The organism is Rhodococcus sp. BP-241 (assembly GCF_019836145.1).
GTDB lineage: Bacteria > Actinomycetota > Actinomycetes > Mycobacteriales > Mycobacteriaceae > Rhodococcoides.
Genome location: NZ_JABUEI010000019.1, coordinates 1 through 22,522 on the forward strand (window position 1 = coordinate 1; position 22,522 = coordinate 22,522).

Consider the following 22,522-nt stretch of genomic DNA (forward strand, 5'->3'; position numbering starts at 1 on the left):
GTGGCGGGGGACACCCCCCCTGCTTCCCCGCCACCCGCTTTCGTCCCGCGTCGCTCGCGCCCCCAATTCCTTCTCCGCGCCACCGTTAGTGTTGGCGTCGTGACACACGGCCACGGACACAGCTCCGGTCCCGCCCCCATCGGGAAGATCGCCGCGAGACTGGTGCTCGGCATCCTCGCCGTCGTCGGCATCGCCGCGATCGTGGGCGTTGTGCTGCTGTGGCCCAGCGATCGCACCGTCGAGGTCCCCGCGCCGTTCCAGAGCGCGGCCGGCGGCGTCGTGGCCACCGAGTACGGCACCGTGGTGTCGCAGGACATCGGTCCGTGTGGCAGTTCGTCCAACGGTCGCGTCTTCAGCGGCGCCCCCACTCCGCCCACCGTCTCGGGCTTCGAGTGCAACCGCAGCATCGTCTCGATCGACACCGGCGTGAACGAGGGCACCCGAACCCTGCTCGAGGTGACGCCCGGGCCGGGCACCCCCGATCTGCGCGTCGGCGAGGAGATCCGCCTCGTCCGCGGCACCGACGACAGCGGGACCGCGATCTACGGGTTCGACGACTACTCCCGGACCACGCCGCTGCTGCTGGTGGTCGCGGTCTTCGCCGTCGTCATCTGCGTGGTCGCGCGGTGGCGCGGGCTGCGCGCGCTGCTCGGACTCGGTCTCGCGCTCGGAGTGCTGGTGGGTTTCGTGCTCCCCGCGATCCTCGACGGCCGGTCCGCCATCCTGGTCGCCCTGGTCGGCGGCACGGTCATCCTCTACGGCGTGCTGTATCTGGCGCACGGGCCCAATCTGCGGACCAGTTCGGCGTTGCTCGGCACCGTGGTGTCGATGGGCGTCGCCGCGGGACTGTCCGAAGCAGCCATCAGGCTGACCCGGGTGACCGGTCTGTCGGAGGAACAGAACACCGACGTGCAGGCCTATCTCGACCACGTCAGCATCACCGGGTTGCTGCTCGCCGGGTTCATCATCGGATCGCTCGGCGTGCTGAACGACGTGACGATCACCCAGGCGTCGGCAGCCTTCGAACTCGCGGCACTCGATCCCGACGCCACCCGGCGGTCGATCTTCACGTCCGCGATGCGCGTCGGGCGGGACCACATCGCCAGCACCGTCTACACGCTCGTCCTTGCCTATGCGGGTGGCGCGCTGCCGCTGTTGCTGCTCTTCAGTGTCGCCGGCCGCTCGTTCGGCAACGTCCTGACCGGAGACGCGGTGGCCATCGAGATCGTCCGCTCGTGCGTGGGCGGCACGGCGCTCGCGCTCTCCGTTCCGCTCACCACCGCGATCGCCGTGATGCTCGCCCGGCCGCCCCGCGGACGCGCCCCCGTGAGCGGTCGGCACTCCGCGCGCTGACGCCCCAGCACAGCACCTCCAGTCGTCTCACGGTATGTATTTGTCACAAAAACATTCTCGTGTATTGTTTTCACTGGGTTCGGGAACCTACGCGTCTGTTCATCGCAGAGGCAAGGCACATCGACACATGTGAGGAACATCGAATGAACACACTGACCGTCGAGGACATCGACCGCATCCGTGAGGTTCTGGGCAAGTACGGCAAGCTGCCCGTCACCATCGCGTCCGTGGGCAACGAGGACGATCTGTACGACGCCGGCCTCACCTCGCACGCCAGTGTGAACGTGATGATCGCGCTCGAGGACGAGTTCGATGTCGAGTTCCCCGACCGCCTGCTCCAGAAGTCCACCTTCGCCAGCGTCGCGTCCATCGCCGACGCCGTCGCCGAGCTGGCCTGATCACCATGACGACACTCGAGGATTTCCCCGCCGGCGCCCTCGTCGACTCCACCCCCTCTCCGCTGCCCCTGGACGAGGTACTCGCGGTGGTGCGTTCGCACGCCGATGCCATCGACCGGGAAGCCCGCTTCCCCACCGAGTCGGTCGACGCGCTGCGTGCCGGCGGCCTGCTGTCCGCGTCCATCCCCTCGTCGCTCGGCGGCGGCGGCTACACGCTCAGTGAGCTGGCGGCCGTGTCGCGCGCGCTCGGTGGTGAGTGCGCGTCGACGGCCATGATCTTCGCGATGCACCACACCCAGGTGATGAGCCTGTCGCGTCACGGCCTGACGTCGGATGCCATTCGCTCTCTTCTGCATCGCATCGTCGACGAGCAACTCCTCGTGGCGTCGGCCACCACCGAGATCAACATCGGTGGCGACGTCCGCACCAGCGGGTGCGCGGTGGAGTACGACGGCGACCGCTACACGCTCACGAAGAACGCCCCCGTCATCTCGTACGGCGAGTACTCGGACGTCGTCCTGGCGACAGCACGGCGCTCGGTCGACAGTGCCCCGAGCGACCAGGTCCTCGTCGCCTGTCAGCGAGCGGACCTCACGCTCGAGAAGACCGGCACCTGGGACACCATGGGCTTCCGCGGCACCTGCAGCCCCGGCTTCATGCTGCACGCCTCCGGAGACGCCCAGTGGGTCCTCCCCGACAGTTACGGTGACATCTCGGCTCGCACGATGCTGCCGACCGCCCACGTCCTGTGGGGCGGCGCCTGGCTGGGTATCGCCGACGCCGCTGTGCGGAAGGCTCGCAAGTCGGTGCAGAAAGCCGCGCGCAAGACTCCGGGTGTCACTCCTCCGGCCGCCGCACGTCTGGCCGAACTGCTCGTCGTGCACCAGCAGCTCACCGACACCGTGTTCCGCGCGGGCGACACCTTCGACGCGATCGCCGACGACGCCGAGGCCCTCGGCGCGATCGGTTTCGCACTGCAGATCAACAACGTCAAGGTCACCGCATCGAACCTGCTCATCGACATCGTCGCGCGCGCACTACTCATTTGCGGCATCGCCGGCTACCGCGAGGACAGTGAACTGCGCATGAGCCGCCACCTCCGCGACTCGCACGGTTCCGCGATCATGGTGAGCAACGAGCGCATCCTCGGCCACAACGCCCAGCTCTCGCTCGTCTACAAGGGGATCTGACCATGACCTCCACACTCGACCGCGACGTGGTCTCCGATCTCGATCTGGCCCGTGCCGATTTCCGCGATCAGCTCGTCGGCGCCGGTCTCCTCGTCCCCAGCTCCCTCGACGGTCTGTACGGCCGCTCGGGCGAGTTCGAGGACATCATCGATCTCATCGACTCCAAGGTGAAGGCCGCAGGCGCTGCCGCACACGGAAATGCGCTGCGCCGCTTCCGATTCCCACCGGTGTTCCCGCGCGACGCATTCGAGAAGACCGATTACATCGCCTCGTTCCCCAACCTCACCGGCGCCATCACCACCTTCTCCGGCGACAACAAGGCCCACGCCGAGCTGCTCGCGGCACGGTCCGAGGGCAAGGACTGGGACCACTGGCTCGAGTCCGCCGGCACCATGCTGGTGTCGGCCGCGTGCCACCCGTCCTACTCCATGCTCACCGGTCAGCTTCCCGACGGCGGCACCATGCTCGACGTCTACGGGTACTGCTTCCGGCACGAGCCCGCCGTGGATCCTGCTCGCATGCAGGCGTTCCGGATGCACGAGTTCGTCCAGGTCGGCACCCCCGACCAGGCCGTCGAACACCGTGAGTCGTGGATCGAGCGCGGCATGACGGTGCTGGCCGACCTCGGGCTCGACGCCTCCCCTGTCATCGCCAACGACCCGTTCTTCGGTCGCGCGGGACGCATGCTGGCCGCGAACCAGCGCAACGAGAACCTCAAGACCGAGCTCGTGGTCCGCCTCTACGGCGACCTGGACGAGGGCACCGCGGTGGTCTCGTGCAACTGCCACCGCGACCACTTCGGTCAGACCTTCGACATTCGCACCGCGGACGGCAACGAGGCCCACAGTGCCTGTGTCGGTTTCGGTATGGAGCGCATCGCCCTCGCGATGGTGCGCACACACGGCCTGGACACCTCGCGGTGGCCGGGCAGCCTCCGCCTCTCCTGACGGAGCTCGGGGGGGCTCACTGACCGGTTCGGGCCTGGGTTGAGGGAGGTCCGAACCGACGGAGGCGAGAGCGCGTCACCGATTCTCGATGCGCGCTCTCGCCTCCGCATTGAGTGCACGCACGTGACCGGACGGTGCCTTGTCACCGGACCCGGACGGCGTGAGCGGAATTCGCCGTGTCGTTCCCGGCGCCAACGAGAACCAATTGTCCTGCGGCAGCCATCCGTCCATGTCCAGGCACACGTACTGTGCCGCGAAACGTGTGCTCACCTCCACGTGTCGCCGGCCGGCATCGTCGATGTCCGCGGTCGCCGCGAGTCCGATGTCGTTCTGCCGCGGCACCATCGGACCACCCACGAGATGCACACTCTCTGCGACGAGCCCTGTCGTGCCGTCGGAGAGGGTCGCACGGATCGCGTCGAAGGTGCGTGCCCCGAAGCGATGCACATGGGTGGCGTCAGTGAAACGACCCACCATTTCGTCTGCGCTCACGACGACACTCCCGCGCGCCGGAACCGTGATCTCGCGGTGCCCCTCCGCTGCCACGACCCCGCTGCGAGTGTGCGCCGAGACGGACAATGTGAGGGCACGCGCAGACTCGCTGTCGTTCACGGCCTCGAGTCGCAGCCCGTCCATCCCCTCGTCCGTCATCAGGATGGTCACCGGCCGGGCCGCGCGCGCCAGAGCCCACCACGGGGCCTTGGGACGACCGGCCACGTCCGTCAGTCCCCATCCCGCGCCGGGCGCAGTGTCGCGGTACGTCAGTACGAGGGCCCCGTGGCACTGCGACGCCGAGCCGCGCCAGAACTCGTACGCGGCGCTCACCGCCTCACAGATCGCCGCACGCCCGAAGTCCAGGTACAACTCCGGATCGTCGCGACGAATCGAGGCTGGATCCACACCGAACACCGTGCGCACGTAGTGGTCTCGGACATCCTCGAAGTCCCACGACGATCCGCGGTCGCGCGGGACCGCGGCCTTCCAGACCGGATGATGCCCGGCGACGGCCGCTGATCCGAACATGTCGTCGACTGCACGACGCTCGGGTGGCACGGAGAACGCGAGTGATTCGGCGGCGAAGCGCACCCCCGCCCGGCGCAGATCCGACAGCGGTTGCAGGTAGCCACCGACGCCGAAGTAGTGCGCCACGCCGCTTCCCACGTGGGTGGCCAGCGGACCCCCGTACGGAGTGGACGGCACGTACGCCAGCTCCGGTCGCTCGTCCTTCACGATGCCGGGAACCACGTCGTCCAGTAGCGCCATGACGAAGTCCGGGGCCTCGAGACCCACCATCGTCGGCTGCTGATGCGTCTCGCTACCGCCGCTGAGCACCGCCAGGGACGGATGATGCGAGGTCGACCGGAGAAGATGTCGCACTTCCTCCGCCACCAGTTCGGTGAACTCGTCCGTCTCGGGTGGGTCGATGGTGGTCACCATCAGGTCCTGCCACACCAGGATGCCGCGGCGTGAACACGCGTCGAAGAAGGCGTCGTCCTCGTAGACCATCGTGCCCGTGCAGCGGAGCATGTTCAGCCCTGCCGCCACCACGGAGTCCAGGGCGGCATCGAGCGTCGTGGGATCGTTCTGCAGACTGCGGACGTCGAGCGGCACCCAGCACGCGCCGCGACAGAAGACCGCCACACCGTTGACCGTCAGCTCCCCGGATCCGACATCGAAGGCGACTGAGCGGAAACCTGTGCGACACAGCATCTCACCGTCGACCCGCACCTCGTACAGATGCGACTCACCGTGCGTGTGCGGCCACCACGGTGTCACCCCGTCGACCGGGAACGTCGTGTCGACCGCTCCGTCGGCACCTGCAGTGACCGATCCGGTCGTGTCCGCGACGGACACCGAGAAGCGTTCGCCTGGTCGTGCGGTTCCGCGTACGCGGAGGACGGCGCCGTCCTGGACGAGGGTGCCGGTCACCCGCAACACTCGTCGGTCCGGGTCGGTGACGTGGACCGCTCGCCACGGCCCGACCGGTGCAGGCGCACCCACAAACACGGGCGCCCGTCCGAGCGCCGACGTCCTGATCCAGCGCAGAGACTGCCGATCCAGCATCGACGACCGCCACCGGGCACGGGGCCGCCGTGGAGTGCTCACAGCGTCGAGAGCTCGGAACGCCAGATCGAGGCGCACGGATCGAGCTGCCTCACAGCGGATCTCGACGTCCACCGGTACGAACATCGACTCGCTCCGGACATGGAGCTCGCCGTCCACCCACACCTCGGCACGCGTCGCGAGACCGTCGAACGTGATCAGGGTCGTTCCGGCCGGGAGGTCGACGGTCGTGCCGTACCACCAGTCGCGAGCGTCGAGCACCGCGTCGACCTCGGGCCCCAGAGCGGATGCGACCGTACCCGGGACCACGGCGGGAGTGGGATCGCCGAGCACGGCGGACGGTGCCTCGAACGCACCTGCGGCCGAGCCGATCACGGTCCAGGAGCTCGACGCGACAGGGTCGTACCGCACCTCAGGCATGTAGTGCGGAGGCCAGCGTGTCGGTGGCGTACTGCCACGACTGCGCCATCTCGTGCAGCGCGCCGGTCACGTCCACCGCGCGTCCCCGAGCGGCGCGCGCCATCTTGAACTGCACCGACTTCGCCCCGGTGGCGACGTCGAGGAACGGAGCGACGGCGGCATCGCTGCCGGCCACGCCTCGGGACTCGAGGTACCGAGCGAGGTCGGCGCCGAGTTCTGCCGTGAATCCGCACTGGCGCAGGGTTCCGAACGACCAGAGGTGGAACTGCTCGGGACCGGCCTGCTGGATCCACGGAATGTCCGCCTGCACGCGGTCACCGAGAGCCGCGACAGGATTCCGGCGGGGCCGACGCGCGACGTGGGACCGCGCGACCGCGAGATCGATGTCGTCGTGAGTGGCGCCGAGTGCCAAGCGATCCCGGTCGATGCCGATGCGTTCGATGTAGGGCGGCAACGGAACCGGGGCATCGAGCGACAGGACGCGACGGAAGTCCTCGCCCTGCACGACGTGGTAACCACTGTTGTGGAAGTACTCCATGCGCTCCACATCGGTGTCGACGACGACCGGAACGATGGTCGTCTTGGAACTCTCGATGTGATAGTTGATGCCGTCCGTGTCCGGCAGGAAGTAGGAGTCCACCTCCACCGTGCAGAGGACACCGTCCTCGAGGTTCTCGACGATGTGCTGCCAGAACGGCTTCCAGACATTCATCTCATCGATGCGAATTCCGAGGAGAGCGCGCATGTCCTCGGGCTGAAACTTGACGAAGTCCCACTGCCGACCGTCGAAGTCCGTACTCAGGACCACGGCCATGGCAGGAATCGGATCCGCCTTCAGCGCGTGCACCAGCTCGATCCACAGATCGACGTAACAGTTGGTCTGAGACCAGATCCGATCACCGCGATGAACGGGATGCGGAACGTGCTGCGCTGCGTCCGCGCCCAACGAAGCGGACATCGAGGAAGGCGTGGTGGTACCGGTCATCGGCGATCTCCTGAGGTGGTCGCTGCACTCTAGCCGCTCAGAACCCCGGAATGGGCAGCTGATCGAAGATCGGCGGGACCGTGAGTTCGAAGGGATTCGTACGTGTGGTCGGCGTCGGGACCTGCACCGCGGCGCTCGGGGCGGCCGATTCCGTGGTGGGGTCGAGAGGCTGGTCGACGGTGGGGATCCGCGTGAAGGTCCGCGGCGGGACGTACGCGGGCTCCTCCTCGTCGTCGATCAGGGGCTGTGTGGTCGTCGGCTCGGTGGTGGTCGTGGTGATGCGCGGAGCGGGCGTGGTCGTGGTGGGCTCCGTCGTCGTCGTGGTGACGGCCGGAACGGCGTCGGCGACAGTGGCGGGCGCGGCCTCGACCTCGACGCCGGGGCGAACCACGGCCCACAGCACACCGCTGGCCACGGCGAGAACGGTCAGCACCATCGCGGCAGCGCGGGGAAGGCGCATCGAGGACGGTGTCGAAGGCGGCGTCTCCCCACCCTCGGCCGGCGGATCCAGGTCTTCGATCGGAGACGCGGGGCGGTCGGCGACGGTGTGGAACGGACGGGTCGGCGAATCATAAGGGCTGCCCGCAGGTGCCGACGGGACCGTGGAGACCACGTCGTCGACGATGTGGGCGAGTTCGATGGCCTCGGTGTCGACGCTGTCCGATTCCGATCGAGAGAACGGCAACGGCTCGAGTACTCCGTCGACCGTGTCGGTCTCCTCGCGCGACGACCCCGGGGTGGGGGGCTGCTCGAGCGACGACGACGACTGCCGTGCCGTTCCGGGCTCGATCGTCGGTGCATCCTCGCCCAACCACCCGGCGACGCTCAGCTCGGTGGTGTCGTCGGGTGACGGACCGAGCCCCGCCAGCAACCCGGCTCCCTTGGCGACCACCGCCTCGGGCTCGTCCGGGACGACGACCGGAACGCCGACACGGCTCTCGAGGGCATCGCGCAGAGCCGGCATACGCGCGGTCCCGCCGATCAACACGACGACGTCGACCGGGCGTCCGCACCGGTACGCAGCGTCCGTCACCATGTCGGCGCATGCCGCGATCGTCGCGCCCGAGAGTGCGTTCAGCTGGTCTCGGCTCATCAGTTCGATCGCACCGCCGGACGCACGCGCGAGCACGCTCGTCGACAGAGATTCCTTCACCGATCGAGCGAAGGTGACCAACTCCCGTTCTGCGTCCTCGGATCCGGGGCGATCGACGATCTGGGCGTCGAGCAGATGATCGACAACGATCCGATCCAGGGCTCGCCCGGCACCAGCGGAGGATCGTTCCGTCTCGGTGCGACGTCCGGCCTCGGTGTCGACGATGGTGACCGACGTGCCCGTCGCGCCGGCGTCCACGAGTGCGAGAGTCCGGTAACCGTCGGCCAGCCAAGCGAACTCGACGAAAGCGAGTGCCGCGCGCGTGTCGTCCACCACGGCGACGGTCGAGTCCTCGACCGCAGCGGACACCTCGGCCAGCCGACTTTCGGGAACCGCGACCGTGGCACGCACGCAGTCGCCGTCCGTCGGCAGAGAGCGAACAGCGTCTCGGACGTCACTCGCCGTCGGGCGTTCGACCGTGTCGACGACCCTCATCTCGAACGCGACCGTCCCGGCCTCTATCGCATCGGAATCCGTCCGCACGAGACGAAGCGCGGCGGCTCCCACACTGATCCCGTACACGGCAGTCATGCCTCAGCCTCTCCCTGTCACGAGATCGTGGTCCCTGCTCGGCCGACTTTCGACTGTGAACACCCCGCGGTTTCGGCCCGACAGTACCAATCCGGGCATGGGAGGACCAGCGCGGACCGGCGACGACGTGCCGTGCGGCACCCGATTGCCGGTGACGTCCGCGGAATAATGAAAGAAACATCGTCGTTCGGTATGTTTGATTGACGATAGAATACCGTCAGACTGCTTGGTCCAGGAGCGAAGGGCATACCGATGACTCGACACGCGTTCACCACGCACGAACCCGTGCGATCGTCGACCGACCACGTTTCCCGCCCTGTCGGCCTCACCGCGGTGCAGGCGACCTCGGCGCGACAGGCGAGCAGTCAGGCCGTCCGGACCGTCGACACGTGGTTCGGCCCACCCGAGAGCTCCCTGTTCGGCAGCATGCACATTCCTGTATCGGGGACGGCGCGCGGCGCGGTCGTCATCTGCTCGCCCATCGCGCGCGAGCACATTCCCACCTATCGCGGACTACGCCAACTCGCTCAGCTTCTCGGTCGAGCCGGCTTCCTCGTCCTACGATTCGACTACCGAGGGCTGGGCGATTCGGCGGGAATGCAGTCCGACCCCGAAGCGATGGACGGGTGGCTCGACAGCGTGCGCGAAGCTGTCGACCACGTTCGGTCCTGCGTCGACGCCCCGGTGTCCGTCGTCGGAGTTCGGGCGGGAGCACTCCTGGCATCTCAGGTCCTCCGGGACATCGAGCCACTCGCCTCCCTCGTCCTTCTGGACCCGGTGATCTCCGGCCGGCGCTACGTGCGGGAGCAGAGGGCTCAGTACAGCGTCATGGTCGGCGAGGACGTCGCTGCGGACGGGCGAGTCTCCTTCATCGGTGGATCGTTCGCCCAGGAGACCGTCGATCGACTCTCGTCCATGTCGCTCGACGGCGGCGTCGCCGCCGCCGCGGCACCTCGTGTTCTCGCCGTGGTCCGGGAGGCGGACAGGACAGGAAAGGCGGTGACCGGACTCCTCGCTGCATCGGGAGCGAGCTGCATCACCTCCTCTCGACTCGAGACCTTCGTCAACCCGCCCAGTTTCGTGTTCTCGGTTCCCACCACCGTCTTCTCCGAGATCGCGGAGTGGGTCTCCGTCGGAGCATCGGATGTTCGTGCCCCCGTCGACGTGGCGGTCCGACACGACGCCGCAGTGGGGCTCACCGCGGACGGTGCGCCGGTGATCGAGACGATCGGGTACCGGGGACCGGACCGTCTCCTGTCCTTCGCCACTCACGCGGCGGGCCACCGCGCGGAGGACGGGGTGGTCGTTCTGCACCAGACTGCCGCCGAGCACCGAATCGGTCCCGCTCGACTCTGGGTGGAGGGCGGTCGGTTGCTCGCGTCCCGCGGAGTGGGCGCGTTGCGCTACGACCGTCGCGGAACGGGCGACAGCGGTGACGTCGCGTCGGAGGAGTCGACGGCACCCACGTCGGCCGACGCGCGCGACGACGTCCGGCACGTGGCCGAGAGTGTGGAAGCACCGGCGCAGGCCACGGTGCACGCCGGCATCTGTTCCGGTTCGTGGCACTCGGCCTTCGCTGCCCGTGAGAACGGCGCCGCCGCGGTGGTCATGATGAACATGGCGAAGTGGTCGTTCCGCAACACGAGGGTGCCCATCAAGGCCGCACACGTCGACGCGCTGGATTCCGCGATGGTGACGAGACTGTTCCACCTCGCCCGCGCGGTGCGGAACAGGGTGCACGCCGTGCGTGACACGCTGCCGGACCCGGGCTGGCGAGCGCTCGGTGCCATGGGGCTGGTCAACGCGCCCGAGGTCGTGCTCGGACCACTCGCCGCCGGCGGTGCGCGAACGGTCACGCTGTTGTCGCCCGAGGACACGGCGCTCTTCGAGGCCAGTCGCGGTCGTTCTGCTCTGCAGCGGCTCCGCCGACGCGGGCTGCGACCCGAGGTGGCGATCTTCGATCGTGGGGACCACTCGCTCTATCACCGTGATCTCCGAGAGACCATGTTCGAGCATCTTCTGACCGTCGTCGGCGACACCGTCGGCGGCGCTTCCCCCACCCCTTTCACCTCCGCGGCGCCGCTGGGCGCCGAGAAACTCTGATATGACACCCCGTTCCCACCGGACCCTCATGGTTCTCGCGCTCGCGATGCTCACCGCGACGACGGCCGCCTGCTCGTCCGAGGCGCCGGCCGCACCCGCAGCGCCTGTGCAACAACCACTCCCGACCCTGGACGGCGACACCGCCGCCCAACGGGGAACAGTGATCTCCTCCGAGCCGGTGGAGGACATCGATCCGTCGATCACGGCAGTGGGCGCAACGGCCACCCGCATCGTCTACTGGTCGACATCGGGCCTCGACGGCCGACCGACCGCAGTGTCGGGAATCGTCTTCACGCCGGATGCACCCGCTCCGAACGGATCCCGCCCCGTGGTCTCCTTCGGACACGGCACGACGGGCGTCACGGCGGACTGTGCACCGTCCGCTTATCCCGATCTTCTGGGATACGCGTCCACCATCGTCCCTCTCATGAAGCTGGGTTACGTGGCCGTCATGACGGACTACCAAGGGCTCGGATATCAGGGGCCGGGGTCCTCCCCCGTTCACCCCTACCTCGAACCGAACACGAGTGCGTACAACATGATCGACGGCGTGCGCGCAGCACGCGCAGAGACACCGGTGGCGTCCGACAAATGGGCTGCGATGGGTGTGTCGCAGGGCGGCCAGGCAGCGTGGTCAGCGGCCGAACTCGCCGACTTCTACGCCCCCGAACTGTCGTTCGTCGGCGCCGTCGCTCTCGCTCCCGCCCTGGACCTCACCGAGCAGGGAACCCTCGCGTCGTCACGCTTCATGACGCGTGACCAGCAGGTCGGGTTCCCCTTCCTCGTCTCGGGCCTCACCGCTGCCGTGCCGGACGCAGTGCCGGCGGACTATCTCCATGGCGTACTCGCACAGGATTCGTCCTCCTGGACGGCATGCATGGCCGACACCGCCGCTCTCGCCCGCCGCGCGGACAAGATCCAGTACATCAACCCCTCGGACACGGTTCCGTCGACGGCGGAGGCGGCCGATCGCCTCGAGAACTGGCTCGGCGAGATCGAACTGCCGAGGCGATCAGCAGCCGGTCCCATCCTCGTCGTCAACGGCGATCAGGACGAGACCGTCAAACCACAGTGGGTGGCCGGTGCGATCGACAAAGCCTGTGCGATGGGCTACTCCGTGGATCACATCGTCCGTCAGGGCCAGGGTCACGACAATCTCGACCCCGGCGCGGAGACGGCGATCTGGTTCGAAGCACGGTTCCGCGGCGAACCGCCGGCAGCGGACGTGTGTGCCTGACCTCACTTGTAGCTGCTGGTCACGGTGTAGTCCAGCGCTTGCACGTACGGCTTAGACGTCACGGTCTGGGCTGACGACACCGATTGCACCGACAGACCGTTTCGCCTCATGACCACGCGCACGTTTCCGGGCGCAAGGGGCGCGGTGCAGACTCCGACCCCACCTGGAACGGTGCACGTGGTGGTCGTGGTTCCGACCGTGATCGTGAGCTGGGCGGGTGAGTTGAGGAATGTCACGGCTTCCACCAGGTCTCTCGCCGGACTACTCCCCTGCCGCAGTGTCATCAAGCGTGTCTCGGGGAACGACGGCTTGGCTGCCGCGAACTGCGTGCGGTGCGACACGTAGAGACCGATACGTTTCACCGTCGGATAGCTCCCGTACTTGAAACGGACCACATAGTAGGAGCTGATGTCGAGTGGGCCCCAGGCGTGCCGCACCGACGGTGCGAAAGTGGCCCCCTCGCTGTAGTCGTTCCACGTGGTGAGCTGAACCCACTCGCTGTTCGTGGAGATGGCGATGTCCCAGGTGTTCCGGAGATTCGTCGTGTTCTGCGCTTCGTCGTAGATGCTCTGATTCGGCCGACTGTCCTGGAAGGACACCGGTTGCATCCAGATCTTGCCGAGCGAGCGGACTCTGTTGGCGATCGCCACCGGGGAGTACGGATTCGTGTTCGCCGTGGGGTTGAACGCAGGGTTGCGGCCACCCCAGTTCGACATGCCGTAACTGATCGATGCGAAGGCGTCGATGTTGGACGGGGCGTCGAGAAAGGTCGGAACGAACGCCACGGTGATGCCGTACCGGTTCCGCATCGACGTGAGGAAGCTCGACCACCAACTCGCCGGCTTGCGCTCGGCGTAGAACGGCGACACCACGAGGCGGCCGTCCGAAAGCTTGTACGTTCCCGGCAGTTTCGCGTACTGAGCCAACTCGTCGGCCATTCCGTCGGGCGTGAGTGCTCCGAGCTCACCGTTCATGTCGGGCATCAGCACCACGGAGAACTTCCCGCCCGTCTGACCCGCCACGTCGATCAGCTGACGCGTCACGGGTGCGATCGGATTGGCGCTCGACGACCTGACCAGGATGTCGACGGTGAATCCGTCGATTCCCCGACTGCGCGCGTCATTGACTTCCTGCCGGAGGTCTTGAATCTTCCAGTCGCTCCCCGCGAGGGGCGCACGCGGAAGCGGACGATCGCGGAGAAATCCGCCGTAGGCGGCATGCTTGTTGTTCTCACCATTGGGATTCAAATACTGCGTCGCGTAATAGTCCGACGCGGGCTGAGCATTGTCCAGCGACAACGGATAAGGCGGGAAATAATGCGCAAACACTTTCTTCGGACTGGCGGTGGTCGGCATATCGACGGGAATCGCGGGTGCCGCTGCGTATGCCGTCTCGACCACCTCCTGCTCCGAGGTTCGGACGCTCTCGCTCGGGGCCACCACGAGTACCGACACGAGTACCGCTGTGACCACCAGGGGAACGGTGAGCCGCAGCGTCGACATCCACCGGACGGCCGAGCCACCGGCAGAGACATTCCGGTCGGTCTCGTCACGCATCGTCGGAACCTGCGTCGAACAACCACGCCACTGTGCTCATGAAATGCAACTTAGCGCGCAGGAGCGCTGCGCATTAATGACACGCACAAATTCGAAAAAGGCGTCAGTTCTTTTTTTCACCGCCTGCACGAGACGGCCATGCGGAAACTAGCGCCGACTGGATACCGCGACGTAGTCAAGGGACTGCACGTCGGGCGAAGATTCGACGACGAACGGCGAATCCACACGAGCGACGTCATTTCCGTCGCGGTCGACGGTGACGGACACGTCGCCCGGAGCGAGGGCCGCTGTGCAGACCCCCACGCCCGCGGGGACCGTACAGGTCGTCTCCGCCGCGGATGTTCGGATGGTCACCGAGGCTTCGGATGTCGCGAACACGAGAGCTTCCACCTCGTCCGACGCCGGCGTACCACCGGAACGCAGGACCATCGGTGCCGCCTCGGCCGATCGAGTCGGTGCGCCGACCAGCTGCGTGCGATGGGTGAGATAGACGGTGTCGCGCACGATCGCAGGCGGATCACCCGACTTGAACCACCACAGCCAGTACTCGGAGATGTCGAGGAAGGACCACCCGTGCCGCACGCTCGGCGCGAACGACGTGCCTTCGCTGTAATCGTTCCAGGTCACCAGTTGCACCCACTCGGCGTCACCGGCCATCGCGTTCTGCCAGGTCGCGCGGAGGTTCTCGGTGTTGGACGCTTCGTCGAAGATCGATTGGCTCGGCCGAACGTCCTGCACGGACACGGGTGCCATCCACAGTTTGCCCAGTCTGTGCGCTTCCGCGGCCTGACCCAAGGGAGACTGCGGGCCGGCGTCGTCGGACGGATTGAAGGCAGGGTTTCTGGCACCCCACGACGACAATCCGTACGAGACTGACGAATACGCGGCGAGATCGGTGCTCGAGTCCACGAACACCGGAACGAGTGCGACCTTCTGACCGTGTCGGGTCGCCATCGCCGCGCCGAAGTCTTCCCACCACTGCGGCGACTTCGCCTCCGCCCGGAACGGACTGATCACGATGGAACCGTCGACTCGGAAGGCCGACGGATACAGCGCGAGCGCCGCCATCTCGTCCGCCAGCTCCACAGGAGAGAGGTCGGCCAGCACCCCCGACATGTCGGGCATCAGCATGATCGAGAACGCCGGGTCGACCGCGTTCGCCGCCGCGAGCAATGCAGCGGGTCGAGAGGCCACCGAGAACGACCCGGTCTGCATCGGCGCGAGTACATCGACCGAGAAGCCGTCTATTCCCGCCGAGACGGCCTGTCGCACTTCGTCCTGGAGATCCTGATTCACCCAGTCGGCCTCGGGACGGGGTGCTCGCGGCAATGGTCGGTCCCGGAGGAAACCGCCGACGTCCGCATACTTCCCGTCCTCACCGGCCGGATCGAGATAGTGCGTCGCGTAGTAGTCCTCGGCGGGGTCGACATTGTCCAACGAGATCGGGTACGGCGGAAAGTAGTGAGCGAAGACCTTCTTGGGGGAATCGCGCTCGGCGGGGACGTCGAACGGCAGGGTCTGATCCGGTGTCGCGTCCGGCGCACCGACCACGGTCGCGCCGTCGAGCCCGGCCGGGCCGTCGACCGAGATCGCCGTCGAGCATGCCGACGACGACGCGGACAGGACGATCAGGGCGACGACGAGAAGACGCCGTCCGACCGGACGACGCCGTCCGGACACGAGGGAGCCGAGTGTCACCGCGATCTACCGCGTGCCCGCCCGGAAGCGGCGACCGGCTGACCGTTCGCTGCGCGGGATCGAGGTGCTCCACGACGCGTGATCTGCCGAGTGGTCGTGGTCTCGTCCTCGCTGCCGTTCTCGTCACGGTTGTCGTCCGGTCCGTCGCCGAGGGTGTCCGACGGCGCCTCGTCGCTCGACGACGCGGAGACATCGACATCCTGTTCGCCCGACGTGCTGACGACGTCCTTGTCGACGACATCTGCGGACCTGGGCGCGGGTGCCTCGGACGCCGCCGGGAGCGCTGCGCGGGGGAACGGGCGAGACGGGACGTGGCGCCGCACCGGGGCCGCCGGCGCCCACTCCATCGCGGACGGCACAGCACCGGCCTCCTCGGCGGTGACAGCCGGGAACGGATCGGTGATCGCGTCCTCGACCTCGCGATTCGCCGAGAAGCGGTCGTGATCGGAGACCCAGCGATCGTCGTCGCGGCGCTCCCGCGCCACCCCGTCGGCCGAACGGCGGACGTCGTCACGGACGACGTCGTCACGGCCGAACACACGATCGGCCGGGGTGTGGTGGTCGACCTCCGTTCGCCGGGTACGGCTCACAGCGACCGGCGACTGTTCCGGAATCGAGGTGTGAGAAGGGGCGACTCGTGTCGGCGCGTTCGACACGGTCGTCGCGGACGAACCCGGGTTCGCGACCAGCACCGTCCCGTACAGGGTGCCACCCGTCGACCGCAGGGCGCGCGCGGCAGTGGAGACCTGCGCGGCGGTCGATGCACCCTCCCGGACGACCACCACAGTTCCGTCCACGTCGTGCGACAGCACCGCAGCATCGGCATAGGCATCGGCGGCAGCGGCAGCGACGACGACGTGGTCGTAAGTGCGTGCGAGTTCGGCGAGAACGGTGCGCATCAGATTCGCGGCGATGTCCTCGCCGGGAGTGGACGACGCCGAACCGGCAGCGAGGAAGGACAGGCGTCCACCGGCAACGGTGGTCACCGCGTCCTCGACCATGATCGCACCCGCGAGCACATCGGTCAGACCGACGGCAGCATCCGGTGCTCCGACGTACCGGTGCAGTGACGCCTCGCGCAGATCTGCATCGACGAGTACCACCGTCCTCCCCGTCTCGGTGAGCAGAAGCGCCAGTGTCGCCGCCACCTCACGCGACGCCGCGGAATCACCGACACCGGTGACGACGAGCGACTCCTTCTGCTTGTCCGCGTCGACGAACTGCACGGTCGTCCGCAGCTTGCGCGCACTCTCGGTGTACCCGTCCGTCGAGTTCTCGGGCAGGCTGATGAGCGTCGAGCCGCGGGCCGAGTCGGCAGGCAATCGTCCCAGGACCGGTGCGCCCGCGGCCTCGGACAGCGCGTCGACAGACCTCACTCGCTTGTCGAGGCGGCGGCGCAGCCACACGACAGCGCCGGCGAGGGCACCGCCCGCCACGACGCCTGCAGCGAGATTCGTCGTGCTGCTCGGACTCGTCGGGGCAGCAGGGGCCTCGGCTGCCGTGATGACGGTGACCAACGAGCTGGGCTGGCCGCCGCCGGTCGGGTTCTCCAACTGGCCGACGAACTGCGCGAAGTTCGACGCGTAGGCGTTGGCGATGTCGGCGGCTCGCGTGGGACTGCCGTCCACCACGTCCACCTGCAGGAGCACGGTCTTCTCGACTGCGGCCGCGGTGACCTTGGACGCCAGCTCGCTCGGCGTCAGACCGAGCGAGAGGTCGTCGTTCACCTTGACGGCGAGGTCGTCGCCCGTGAACAACTGCGCGTACGTTCCTGCGCGCTGCTGGGAGAACAGGTCACCCTGATAGGCACCGGCCGAATCGCCCGCGGCGGGTGAACCGATGAAGAGCACCGTGCTCGCCGTGTAGGACTTCGGCATGGTGGCGGTGAGCATCAGCGCGAGTATCGCGCCGACGACTGCACCCAGCGGCACAGCCCAGACGAGCGTATTCACGCGAAGCTTCTTGATGAGTGTGCTCATCGGGTCACCGTTCCTGTCTGCACCGCGGTCGGCGCGTCCTGGTCGTCGTGCGGAGCGAGGTAGCCGAATCGTGCTCGGGTACCTCGGGAATGAGTGAGAACAGTGCCGGCGACATCCACGCCGACCGCTCGCATGTCTGCGACCGAGCGCACCAGATCGTCGATGGACGTCCTACCGGCGGCGGCCGTCAACACCGTCGTGTCCGCGAGGCGAGCGACGGTGCGGGCATCGTCGAAGCGGCCGGCGTCGGGCGAGTCGACGAGAACGACGTCGTAGCGCGAGCGGAGGTCGTCCAGCAGTTCCGCGAAGCGTCGGTTCTCGAGAAGTCGTGCAGGTTCGGCCGGGTGCACCCCGCTCACGAGATGCGCGACACCGTCGACGGAGGTGAGTGCACGTGCGAGAGAGAGCTCTCCCAACACCACTCCGCTCACACCGCCGCTCGCGGCTTCCGGTCCCGTACTGCGGAAATCGGCGTCGACAATCACCGCCGATCGTCCTGCTCGTCTGTACGCGGCGCCCAGTCCCGCGACGGTGGCGGTACGTCCGACTCCGGATCCCGGTCCGGAGACCACCAGGACACCGGACGGCGCACGCCGCGCCAGGTAGTCGAGGTCGTACCGGAACTCGTCGAACGCCGCCTCGTCGGTGACGTGGGGAATGGTGGCGAGAACGGGGCGACCGGTCGCGGCGACGATCGTCTCGGCGTCGTCCACGGTTCGCCGTGACCGCTCGCGCACGACCATCGCCGACAGACCCAGGAGCAGACCCACCGTGACACCGGCGACGAGCGTGAGTGCCGTGTGGGGAGACGACGGTTCCGTCGGCACCGTCGCGCTGCCCACGGCCACGGGCTGCACGGTGGCCACGCGGAGGCCGGCTGGGGTCTCGAGAGTCTCGATGTCCTCCGTGAGTTGCTCCGCGGCTGCGACGGCCATGTCCCGCGCGGTGTCGGGTGACGCGTCACCGGCGGTGACGTCGAGCAGAACGGTGTCGGGGACCACCCGTACATCGAGATGCGCGGCGACCGCCGACGGCGACACCGAACCTCCGAGTCGTTCCGACACGCGCTGAGAGAAGTTCATGTCCTCGATCAGACGCACGTAGGTCTGCGCACGTTGCCGGGTGAACTCGTCACCCTGGTAGGGACTCGAATCCGAATTGCCCAGGGTCGTCGGACCGCCCCACCCGGGCGTACCGAGGAAGAGCTGCGACGTGGAGCGGTAGACGGTGTCGGACGTCAGGAGGATTCCGACGGCGACCAGGAGCCCGAGAAGCACTCCGGCGACGACGGTCGTCCAGCGCTTACCGACGGTGGCGGAGAACGAAGCGATGTTCACTGGGGTCCTTCCGGTGCGGTGAGGTCGCCGAGTCCGAGTTCGCGGAGATCGCGCTCGAGCACGCCCGCGAGATACGCGTTGCCGACCGCGTTGGGATGCACCCTGTCCTCGATCTGCATCGAGGGAATGTCGACGTTCGCGTACCACCCACGCGCGACAGGATCGAGGACCTGCCCGCCGACCTTCGCCGCGATCGCGTCGATGCCGGCGACGAGGTCGTCGTAGTTGTCGTACTTCTCGGGGGACATGAATGTGGGCACGATGATCACGATCCTCGCGTCCGGCCAGCCTTCGCGAAGATCCGAGACGTAGTCGTCGATCGCCCCGATGAGGACGTCGAACGGCACCTCGAGATCGTTTCGTCCGGCGTCGACGATGATCGCATCCGCGTCGAAGGTGGCCTTGTCGAAGTCGAGTCGGGCCGGAAGCCGGCTGGTGACGCCCTGGTACTCGGCGGCGCCGTCGTCGAGGAACCCGGTGCTGCCCTCGGCGTCCACGTTGCAGGCCCAGCCCATGCGCAGGCAGACGATGCGGGCGTAGGACGCGTTGTCGATCCCGCCCACACCCGCGGTGTAGCTGTCGCCCACCCAGAGCGCGGTCGTCGCTCGGCTAGGCACGAGGGAGGCCGACGTCGACGTCGACGTCGCACTCGATTCGGTCCCGGACGGTTCAGCGGGGCCACGTGCGAAGAGCACGCCCGCCGCGGCCACGGTGACGATGGCGAGAAGTACGACGGCTCGGACGTCGCCGCGCCGAAGGGCCGACCGCGTCATGCCTTGTTCCTTCCGGTTCCGGTGACGAACAGGGCACACGCGATGATGACGAGAAGGTATGACATCGCCTGCAGCAGTGAGCCTCTGAGGAGAATGATGGCGTAGAACGGCAGAATGCAGGCCAGCACCGTCGGTGCGCGTGCCGTACGTAGCGAGATCTCGATACGGCGATCCTGCAGTCCCGCGACGAGGCCGAACAGCAGCATCCCGATCACGAGAATCGGGAACCCTCCGTTGATGTACAACTCGGCCCAGAGTGGCGCCGACAGATTGTCCACGGGGTAGTTCCGACTCTGCGCCAGGAGCACGCCCGTGTCGGGTGCCTTGTCGGCCCAGACGGACCGCGGCACCCAGAAGAAGAGCACGCCCAGGGCCTGGTCGCCTCCGGTGTCGCCGTTGTTCTGGACGTACAGCACCGTGTTGTTGATCTGCGCGAAAGCATCGTAATCCGGAGACGTCAACGACTCCAACGGATTCGATGTCTTGAACTGGGCGGACGAACTGTAGCGGAAGGCATCGGCCAGGGGGAAGACGAGCACGAGCGCGGCCACTGCCAGGATCGCGACGACGCGGAACCGGGCGCGGGTGGCGAACAGTCCGAACAGCGCTGCGACCGCGAGCGCCCCGGTGCCGAACAGGTAGCGCGCGTTGGAGATGGGATTGAGAGTGACGCACAGAGTCGCGCCCAGCAGGATGATGATCGGGAGGAACGCCCGTTCCTTCACCGTCATCGTGTCGTAGTACTTGACCACGGCGATGAACGCGACCAGCAGCGACATCATGGCGCCCGCGGCGATGATGACCGCGGTGGTCGACTGTCCGAGCGATCCTTCCGCCTGCTCGGTCACGGCGGTGCGGCTCGTGAACAAGGTGCCGAGGCCGATCCGGCTGATGTAGTACGCGTTGAGAGCGAGCGCGACGACCGCCAGGGCCACCGCACGAAGCGGGTCGATACGTCCGGCTCCGCGCTCCCCGGTCACGATGGGCGGGAGCTTGGGCCACACCAGTCGCGCGACCACGAGACCGACGCAGAAGAAGACCAGGCCGGTGACGACGATGACCATGGCCTTGATGTCCAGGGACGGATCGAGACGCGGCGTGGTGGGCGGGTTCTGCTCCAGTCGCAACTGCGCAAGAGGGGCCAGCCCCAGGAAGACGTAGGTGAACATCCAGAAGGACATCTCGATGAGGCGGCGACGGCCCTCACCGATGATCCAGGCGTAGCGGACTCCGGCGATCGTGGTCACGGCGAGGGCGCCCATCCACACCGGGCGATGCGGAGTGGGCGTGAAGCCGATGACGACGACGGGCACCAGAACGACCATGGACGCCGCCACCCAGCACGCCAGGAGCGGAGCACCGAGCCGGCCGCTCGACATCGTGGCGACGGCGGGGCGCAGTCGGCGCGTGGACGGGGCGGTCATGACCGCGACTCCGCGTAACCGCGGGCGGCCAGTGCGGTCGCAGGCACGGGGCGACGCTCTGCGGCGACCTGTCGAAGTTGCTTGCGGTACACCTCGACGACCAGACACACGGCCATCACGGTGGCCGACAGAGCGAGCCCGATCGCCACGCCGGCGGCAGTGCGGAAGATCGCCGCTGCGCCCGTGCAGATGACGATGCCGAGCAGGCTCTGCACGATGCGGTACTTCAGGAGTTCGGCGGACGCTCCACGCGACCGATAGAAGTTGTAGACGCCGGCGATCCAGCAGATCGCGGCGTATTCCAACCCGAGGAACGGCAGCACCTGTGTCGCCTCGGCCCACGAATCACCCAGCAACAGGCGACCCAGGAACGAGGGGACGAACGGTGCCAGGAATCCGATGGTGGCGGCGAGGGCGGACGTGATCCACGCGGCGTAGCTCAGAGTGCGCCAGATCTGCTTGGCGCTGTGCCCTGCCCGCACGGCCTCGGGAATGACGATGAGAGGCAACGAACTGATGAGGACAGCGAACGGCCCGAGGACGGTGACCGCGCCGCGCAGTGATGCGGCGGCGACGGTGCCGATGAAGATGGTGGAGACCGACACGATGAGGATCGCGGCGATCTGATCCACACCGCTCTCGAACGCGAAACGCGTTCTATGCTGCCAGAATTCGACCCACCACGTCCGGAGGCCACGAAACGTCGGGCGAATACCTGTGCGCCAGGCGAGCTGCAGAAGGGCGAGTCCACCTGCGATGGACCAGAACCAGATCATCTCGGGGATGACCAGAGCGGTCGGCGAGATCCACGTCGTGACGAGTACTGCACCAGCACCCACTGCCCAGATCGCGTCGCTGACGAACGCCGATTCCGGTTCCCCCAGGGCCATGGAGACGAACCGCAGGACATCCTGGGCGAGCACGAGTGGAACGGCTGTCGCGTAGGCGATTCCGACCTGGGGCTCGTCGAGGGCGATGGACACCACGAGGGCGACGACACCGACCACCACACCGAACAGGAGCGCCGAACCGAGACCGCGAGACCCTTCGCGCAGAATGTCCTCACGCGACTCGCCACTCATGAGCAACAACGGTGTGCCCAGGGCACCTCGGACGAGTCCGATGGCAGCAGTGACGATCGAGAAGACGAGGACCGCGGCACCGAATGCCTGGACCGAGGACGGACCGGCCATCGCGAAGAGAATCACAGCGTTGCTGACGCTGGAGAGGACCTGGTCCCCTGCGCTGGCGATCACCCGAAACTTGAGCCCAGCCATGTTGACACCGCCCCTCGACGTGTTGGACGACGAATCACCGACTGATGACCCGCCTACACCCCGACGATGCGTACCGGCAACCTGATCACTGCCTCGA

General features: G+C 67.4%; 16 protein-coding genes. 6 read left to right on the plus strand and 10 right to left on the minus strand.

What is annotated here, in order from left to right:
- The first annotated feature begins 99 nt into the window (after positions 1-99).
- From HQ308_RS22005 to HQ308_RS22020, 4 genes are all read left to right on the plus strand, one after another.
- Positions 100-1,353, plus strand: coding sequence for a YibE/F family protein (locus HQ308_RS22005; protein WP_056443987.1), 1,254 nt, complete (start codon positions 100-102; stop codon positions 1,351-1,353).
- 143 nt (positions 1,354-1,496) lie between these two features.
- The gene (locus tag HQ308_RS22010; protein WP_222647928.1) at positions 1,497-1,751 is read left to right on the plus strand and encodes an acyl carrier protein; all 255 of its coding nucleotides are present in this window, start codon (positions 1,497-1,499) and stop codon (positions 1,749-1,751) included.
- A gap of 5 nt (positions 1,752-1,756) precedes the next feature.
- A complete protein-coding gene (locus HQ308_RS22015) occupies positions 1,757-2,941 on the plus strand; it encodes an acyl-CoA dehydrogenase family protein (protein WP_222647929.1) in 1,185 nt (394 codons plus the stop codon).
- A gap of 2 nt (positions 2,942-2,943) precedes the next feature.
- On the plus strand, positions 2,944-3,888 hold the full coding sequence (locus tag HQ308_RS22020) for an amino acid--[acyl-carrier-protein] ligase (RefSeq protein ID WP_222633038.1): 945 nt from the start codon (positions 2,944-2,946) through the stop codon (positions 3,886-3,888).
- 75 nt (positions 3,889-3,963) lie between these two features.
- On the opposite strand, the gene HQ308_RS22025 is transcribed toward HQ308_RS22020, so the two are convergent.
- The 3 genes from HQ308_RS22025 to HQ308_RS22035 are packed head-to-tail and all read right to left on the minus strand — an operon-like array spanning position 3,964 to position 9,041.
- Positions 3,964-6,372 (minus strand): hypothetical protein, encoded by a 2,409-nt coding sequence (locus HQ308_RS22025; RefSeq protein WP_222647930.1) that lies wholly within the window; start codon positions 6,370-6,372, stop codon positions 3,964-3,966.
- Positions 6,365-7,357, minus strand: coding sequence for a DUF1839 family protein (locus HQ308_RS22030; protein ID WP_261776461.1), 993 nt, complete (start codon positions 7,355-7,357; stop codon positions 6,365-6,367). Before HQ308_RS22030 ends, HQ308_RS22025 begins: the two co-directional genes overlap by 8 nt.
- A 37-nt stretch (positions 7,358-7,394) precedes the next feature.
- The gene (locus HQ308_RS22035) at positions 7,395-9,041 is read right to left on the minus strand and encodes an Hsp70 family protein (RefSeq protein WP_222647931.1); all 1,647 of its coding nucleotides are present in this window, start codon (positions 9,039-9,041) and stop codon (positions 7,395-7,397) included.
- 252 nt (positions 9,042-9,293) lie between these two features.
- Here HQ308_RS22035 and HQ308_RS22040 point away from each other — a divergent pair, with 252 nt between their 5' ends.
- Together HQ308_RS22040 and HQ308_RS22045 are read left to right on the plus strand one after the other, a co-directional pair.
- Positions 9,294-11,144 carry a serine aminopeptidase domain-containing protein gene (locus HQ308_RS22040; RefSeq protein ID WP_222647932.1) on the plus strand — a complete coding sequence of 617 codons (1,851 nt, stop codon included), beginning with the start codon at positions 9,294-9,296 and terminating at the stop codon, positions 11,142-11,144.
- Between the two features lies 1 nt (position 11,145).
- Positions 11,146-12,381: a lipase family protein gene (locus tag HQ308_RS22045; protein WP_222647933.1), complete on the plus strand. Its 1,236-nt coding sequence runs from the start codon at positions 11,146-11,148 to the stop codon at positions 12,379-12,381.
- A 2-nt stretch (positions 12,382-12,383) separates the two neighbouring features.
- On the opposite strand, the gene HQ308_RS22050 is transcribed toward HQ308_RS22045, so the two are convergent.
- The 7 genes from HQ308_RS22050 to HQ308_RS22080 form a co-directional block, all read right to left on the minus strand.
- Positions 12,384-13,937: a glycoside hydrolase family 71 protein gene (locus HQ308_RS22050; protein ID WP_222647934.1), complete on the minus strand. Its 1,554-nt coding sequence runs from the start codon at positions 13,935-13,937 to the stop codon at positions 12,384-12,386.
- 147 nt (positions 13,938-14,084) lie between these two features.
- Positions 14,085-15,635 (minus strand): glycoside hydrolase family 71 protein, encoded by a 1,551-nt coding sequence (locus tag HQ308_RS22055; RefSeq protein ID WP_222647935.1) that lies wholly within the window; start codon positions 15,633-15,635, stop codon positions 14,085-14,087.
- A complete protein-coding gene (locus HQ308_RS22060) occupies positions 15,632-17,614 on the minus strand; it encodes a polysaccharide biosynthesis tyrosine autokinase (protein WP_222647936.1) in 1,983 nt (660 codons plus the stop codon). Before HQ308_RS22060 ends, HQ308_RS22055 begins: the two co-directional genes overlap by 4 nt.
- Entirely contained in the window at positions 17,611-18,951 is a 1,341-nt protein-coding gene (locus tag HQ308_RS22065; RefSeq protein WP_222633046.1) for a polysaccharide biosynthesis tyrosine autokinase, read from the minus strand. Before HQ308_RS22065 ends, HQ308_RS22060 begins: the two co-directional genes overlap by 4 nt.
- A complete protein-coding gene (locus HQ308_RS22070) occupies positions 18,948-19,724 on the minus strand; it encodes an SGNH/GDSL hydrolase family protein (RefSeq protein ID WP_222647937.1) in 777 nt (258 codons plus the stop codon). The genes HQ308_RS22065 and HQ308_RS22070 overlap by 4 nt, the downstream gene beginning before the upstream one ends.
- The gene (locus HQ308_RS22075) at positions 19,721-21,148 is read right to left on the minus strand and encodes an oligosaccharide repeat unit polymerase (protein WP_222633048.1); all 1,428 of its coding nucleotides are present in this window, start codon (positions 21,146-21,148) and stop codon (positions 19,721-19,723) included. Before HQ308_RS22075 ends, HQ308_RS22070 begins: the two co-directional genes overlap by 4 nt.
- Entirely contained in the window at positions 21,145-22,425 is a 1,281-nt protein-coding gene (locus tag HQ308_RS22080) for a hypothetical protein (protein ID WP_222647938.1), read from the minus strand. Before HQ308_RS22080 ends, HQ308_RS22075 begins: the two co-directional genes overlap by 4 nt.
- Positions 22,426-22,522: the final 97 nt, after the last annotated feature.

Excerpts from the sequence above, each read along its gene's own strand:
- HQ308_RS22010 (WP_222647928.1), top strand. The coding sequence starts at position 1,497 with ATGAACACACTGACCGTCGAGGACATCGACCGCATCCGTGAGGTTCTG.
- HQ308_RS22015 (WP_222647929.1), top strand. The coding sequence starts at position 1,757 with ATGACGACACTCGAGGATTTCCCCGCCGGCGCCCTCGTCGACTCCACC.
- HQ308_RS22020 (WP_222633038.1), top strand. The coding sequence starts at position 2,944 with ATGACCTCCACACTCGACCGCGACGTGGTCTCCGATCTCGATCTGGCC.
- HQ308_RS22025 (WP_222647930.1), bottom strand. The coding sequence starts at position 6,372 with ATGCCTGAGGTGCGGTACGACCCTGTCGCGTCGAGCTCCTGGACCGTG.
- HQ308_RS22030 (WP_261776461.1), bottom strand. The coding sequence starts at position 7,357 with ATGACCGGTACCACCACGCCTTCCTCGATGTCCGCTTCGTTGGGCGCG.
- HQ308_RS22035 (WP_222647931.1), bottom strand. The coding sequence starts at position 9,041 with ATGACTGCCGTGTACGGGATCAGTGTGGGAGCCGCCGCGCTTCGTCTC.
- HQ308_RS22040 (WP_222647932.1), top strand. The coding sequence starts at position 9,294 with ATGACTCGACACGCGTTCACCACGCACGAACCCGTGCGATCGTCGACC.
- HQ308_RS22045 (WP_222647933.1), top strand. The coding sequence starts at position 11,146 with ATGACACCCCGTTCCCACCGGACCCTCATGGTTCTCGCGCTCGCGATG.
- HQ308_RS22050 (WP_222647934.1), bottom strand. The coding sequence starts at position 13,937 with ATGCGTGACGAGACCGACCGGAATGTCTCTGCCGGTGGCTCGGCCGTC.
- HQ308_RS22060 (WP_222647936.1), bottom strand. The coding sequence starts at position 17,614 with ATGAGCACACTCATCAAGAAGCTTCGCGTGAATACGCTCGTCTGGGCT.
- HQ308_RS22070 (WP_222647937.1), bottom strand. The coding sequence starts at position 19,724 with ATGACGCGGTCGGCCCTTCGGCGCGGCGACGTCCGAGCCGTCGTACTT.
- HQ308_RS22075 (WP_222633048.1), bottom strand. The coding sequence starts at position 21,148 with ATGACCGCCCCGTCCACGCGCCGACTGCGCCCCGCCGTCGCCACGATG.
- HQ308_RS22080 (WP_222647938.1), bottom strand. The coding sequence starts at position 22,425 with ATGGCTGGGCTCAAGTTTCGGGTGATCGCCAGCGCAGGGGACCAGGTC.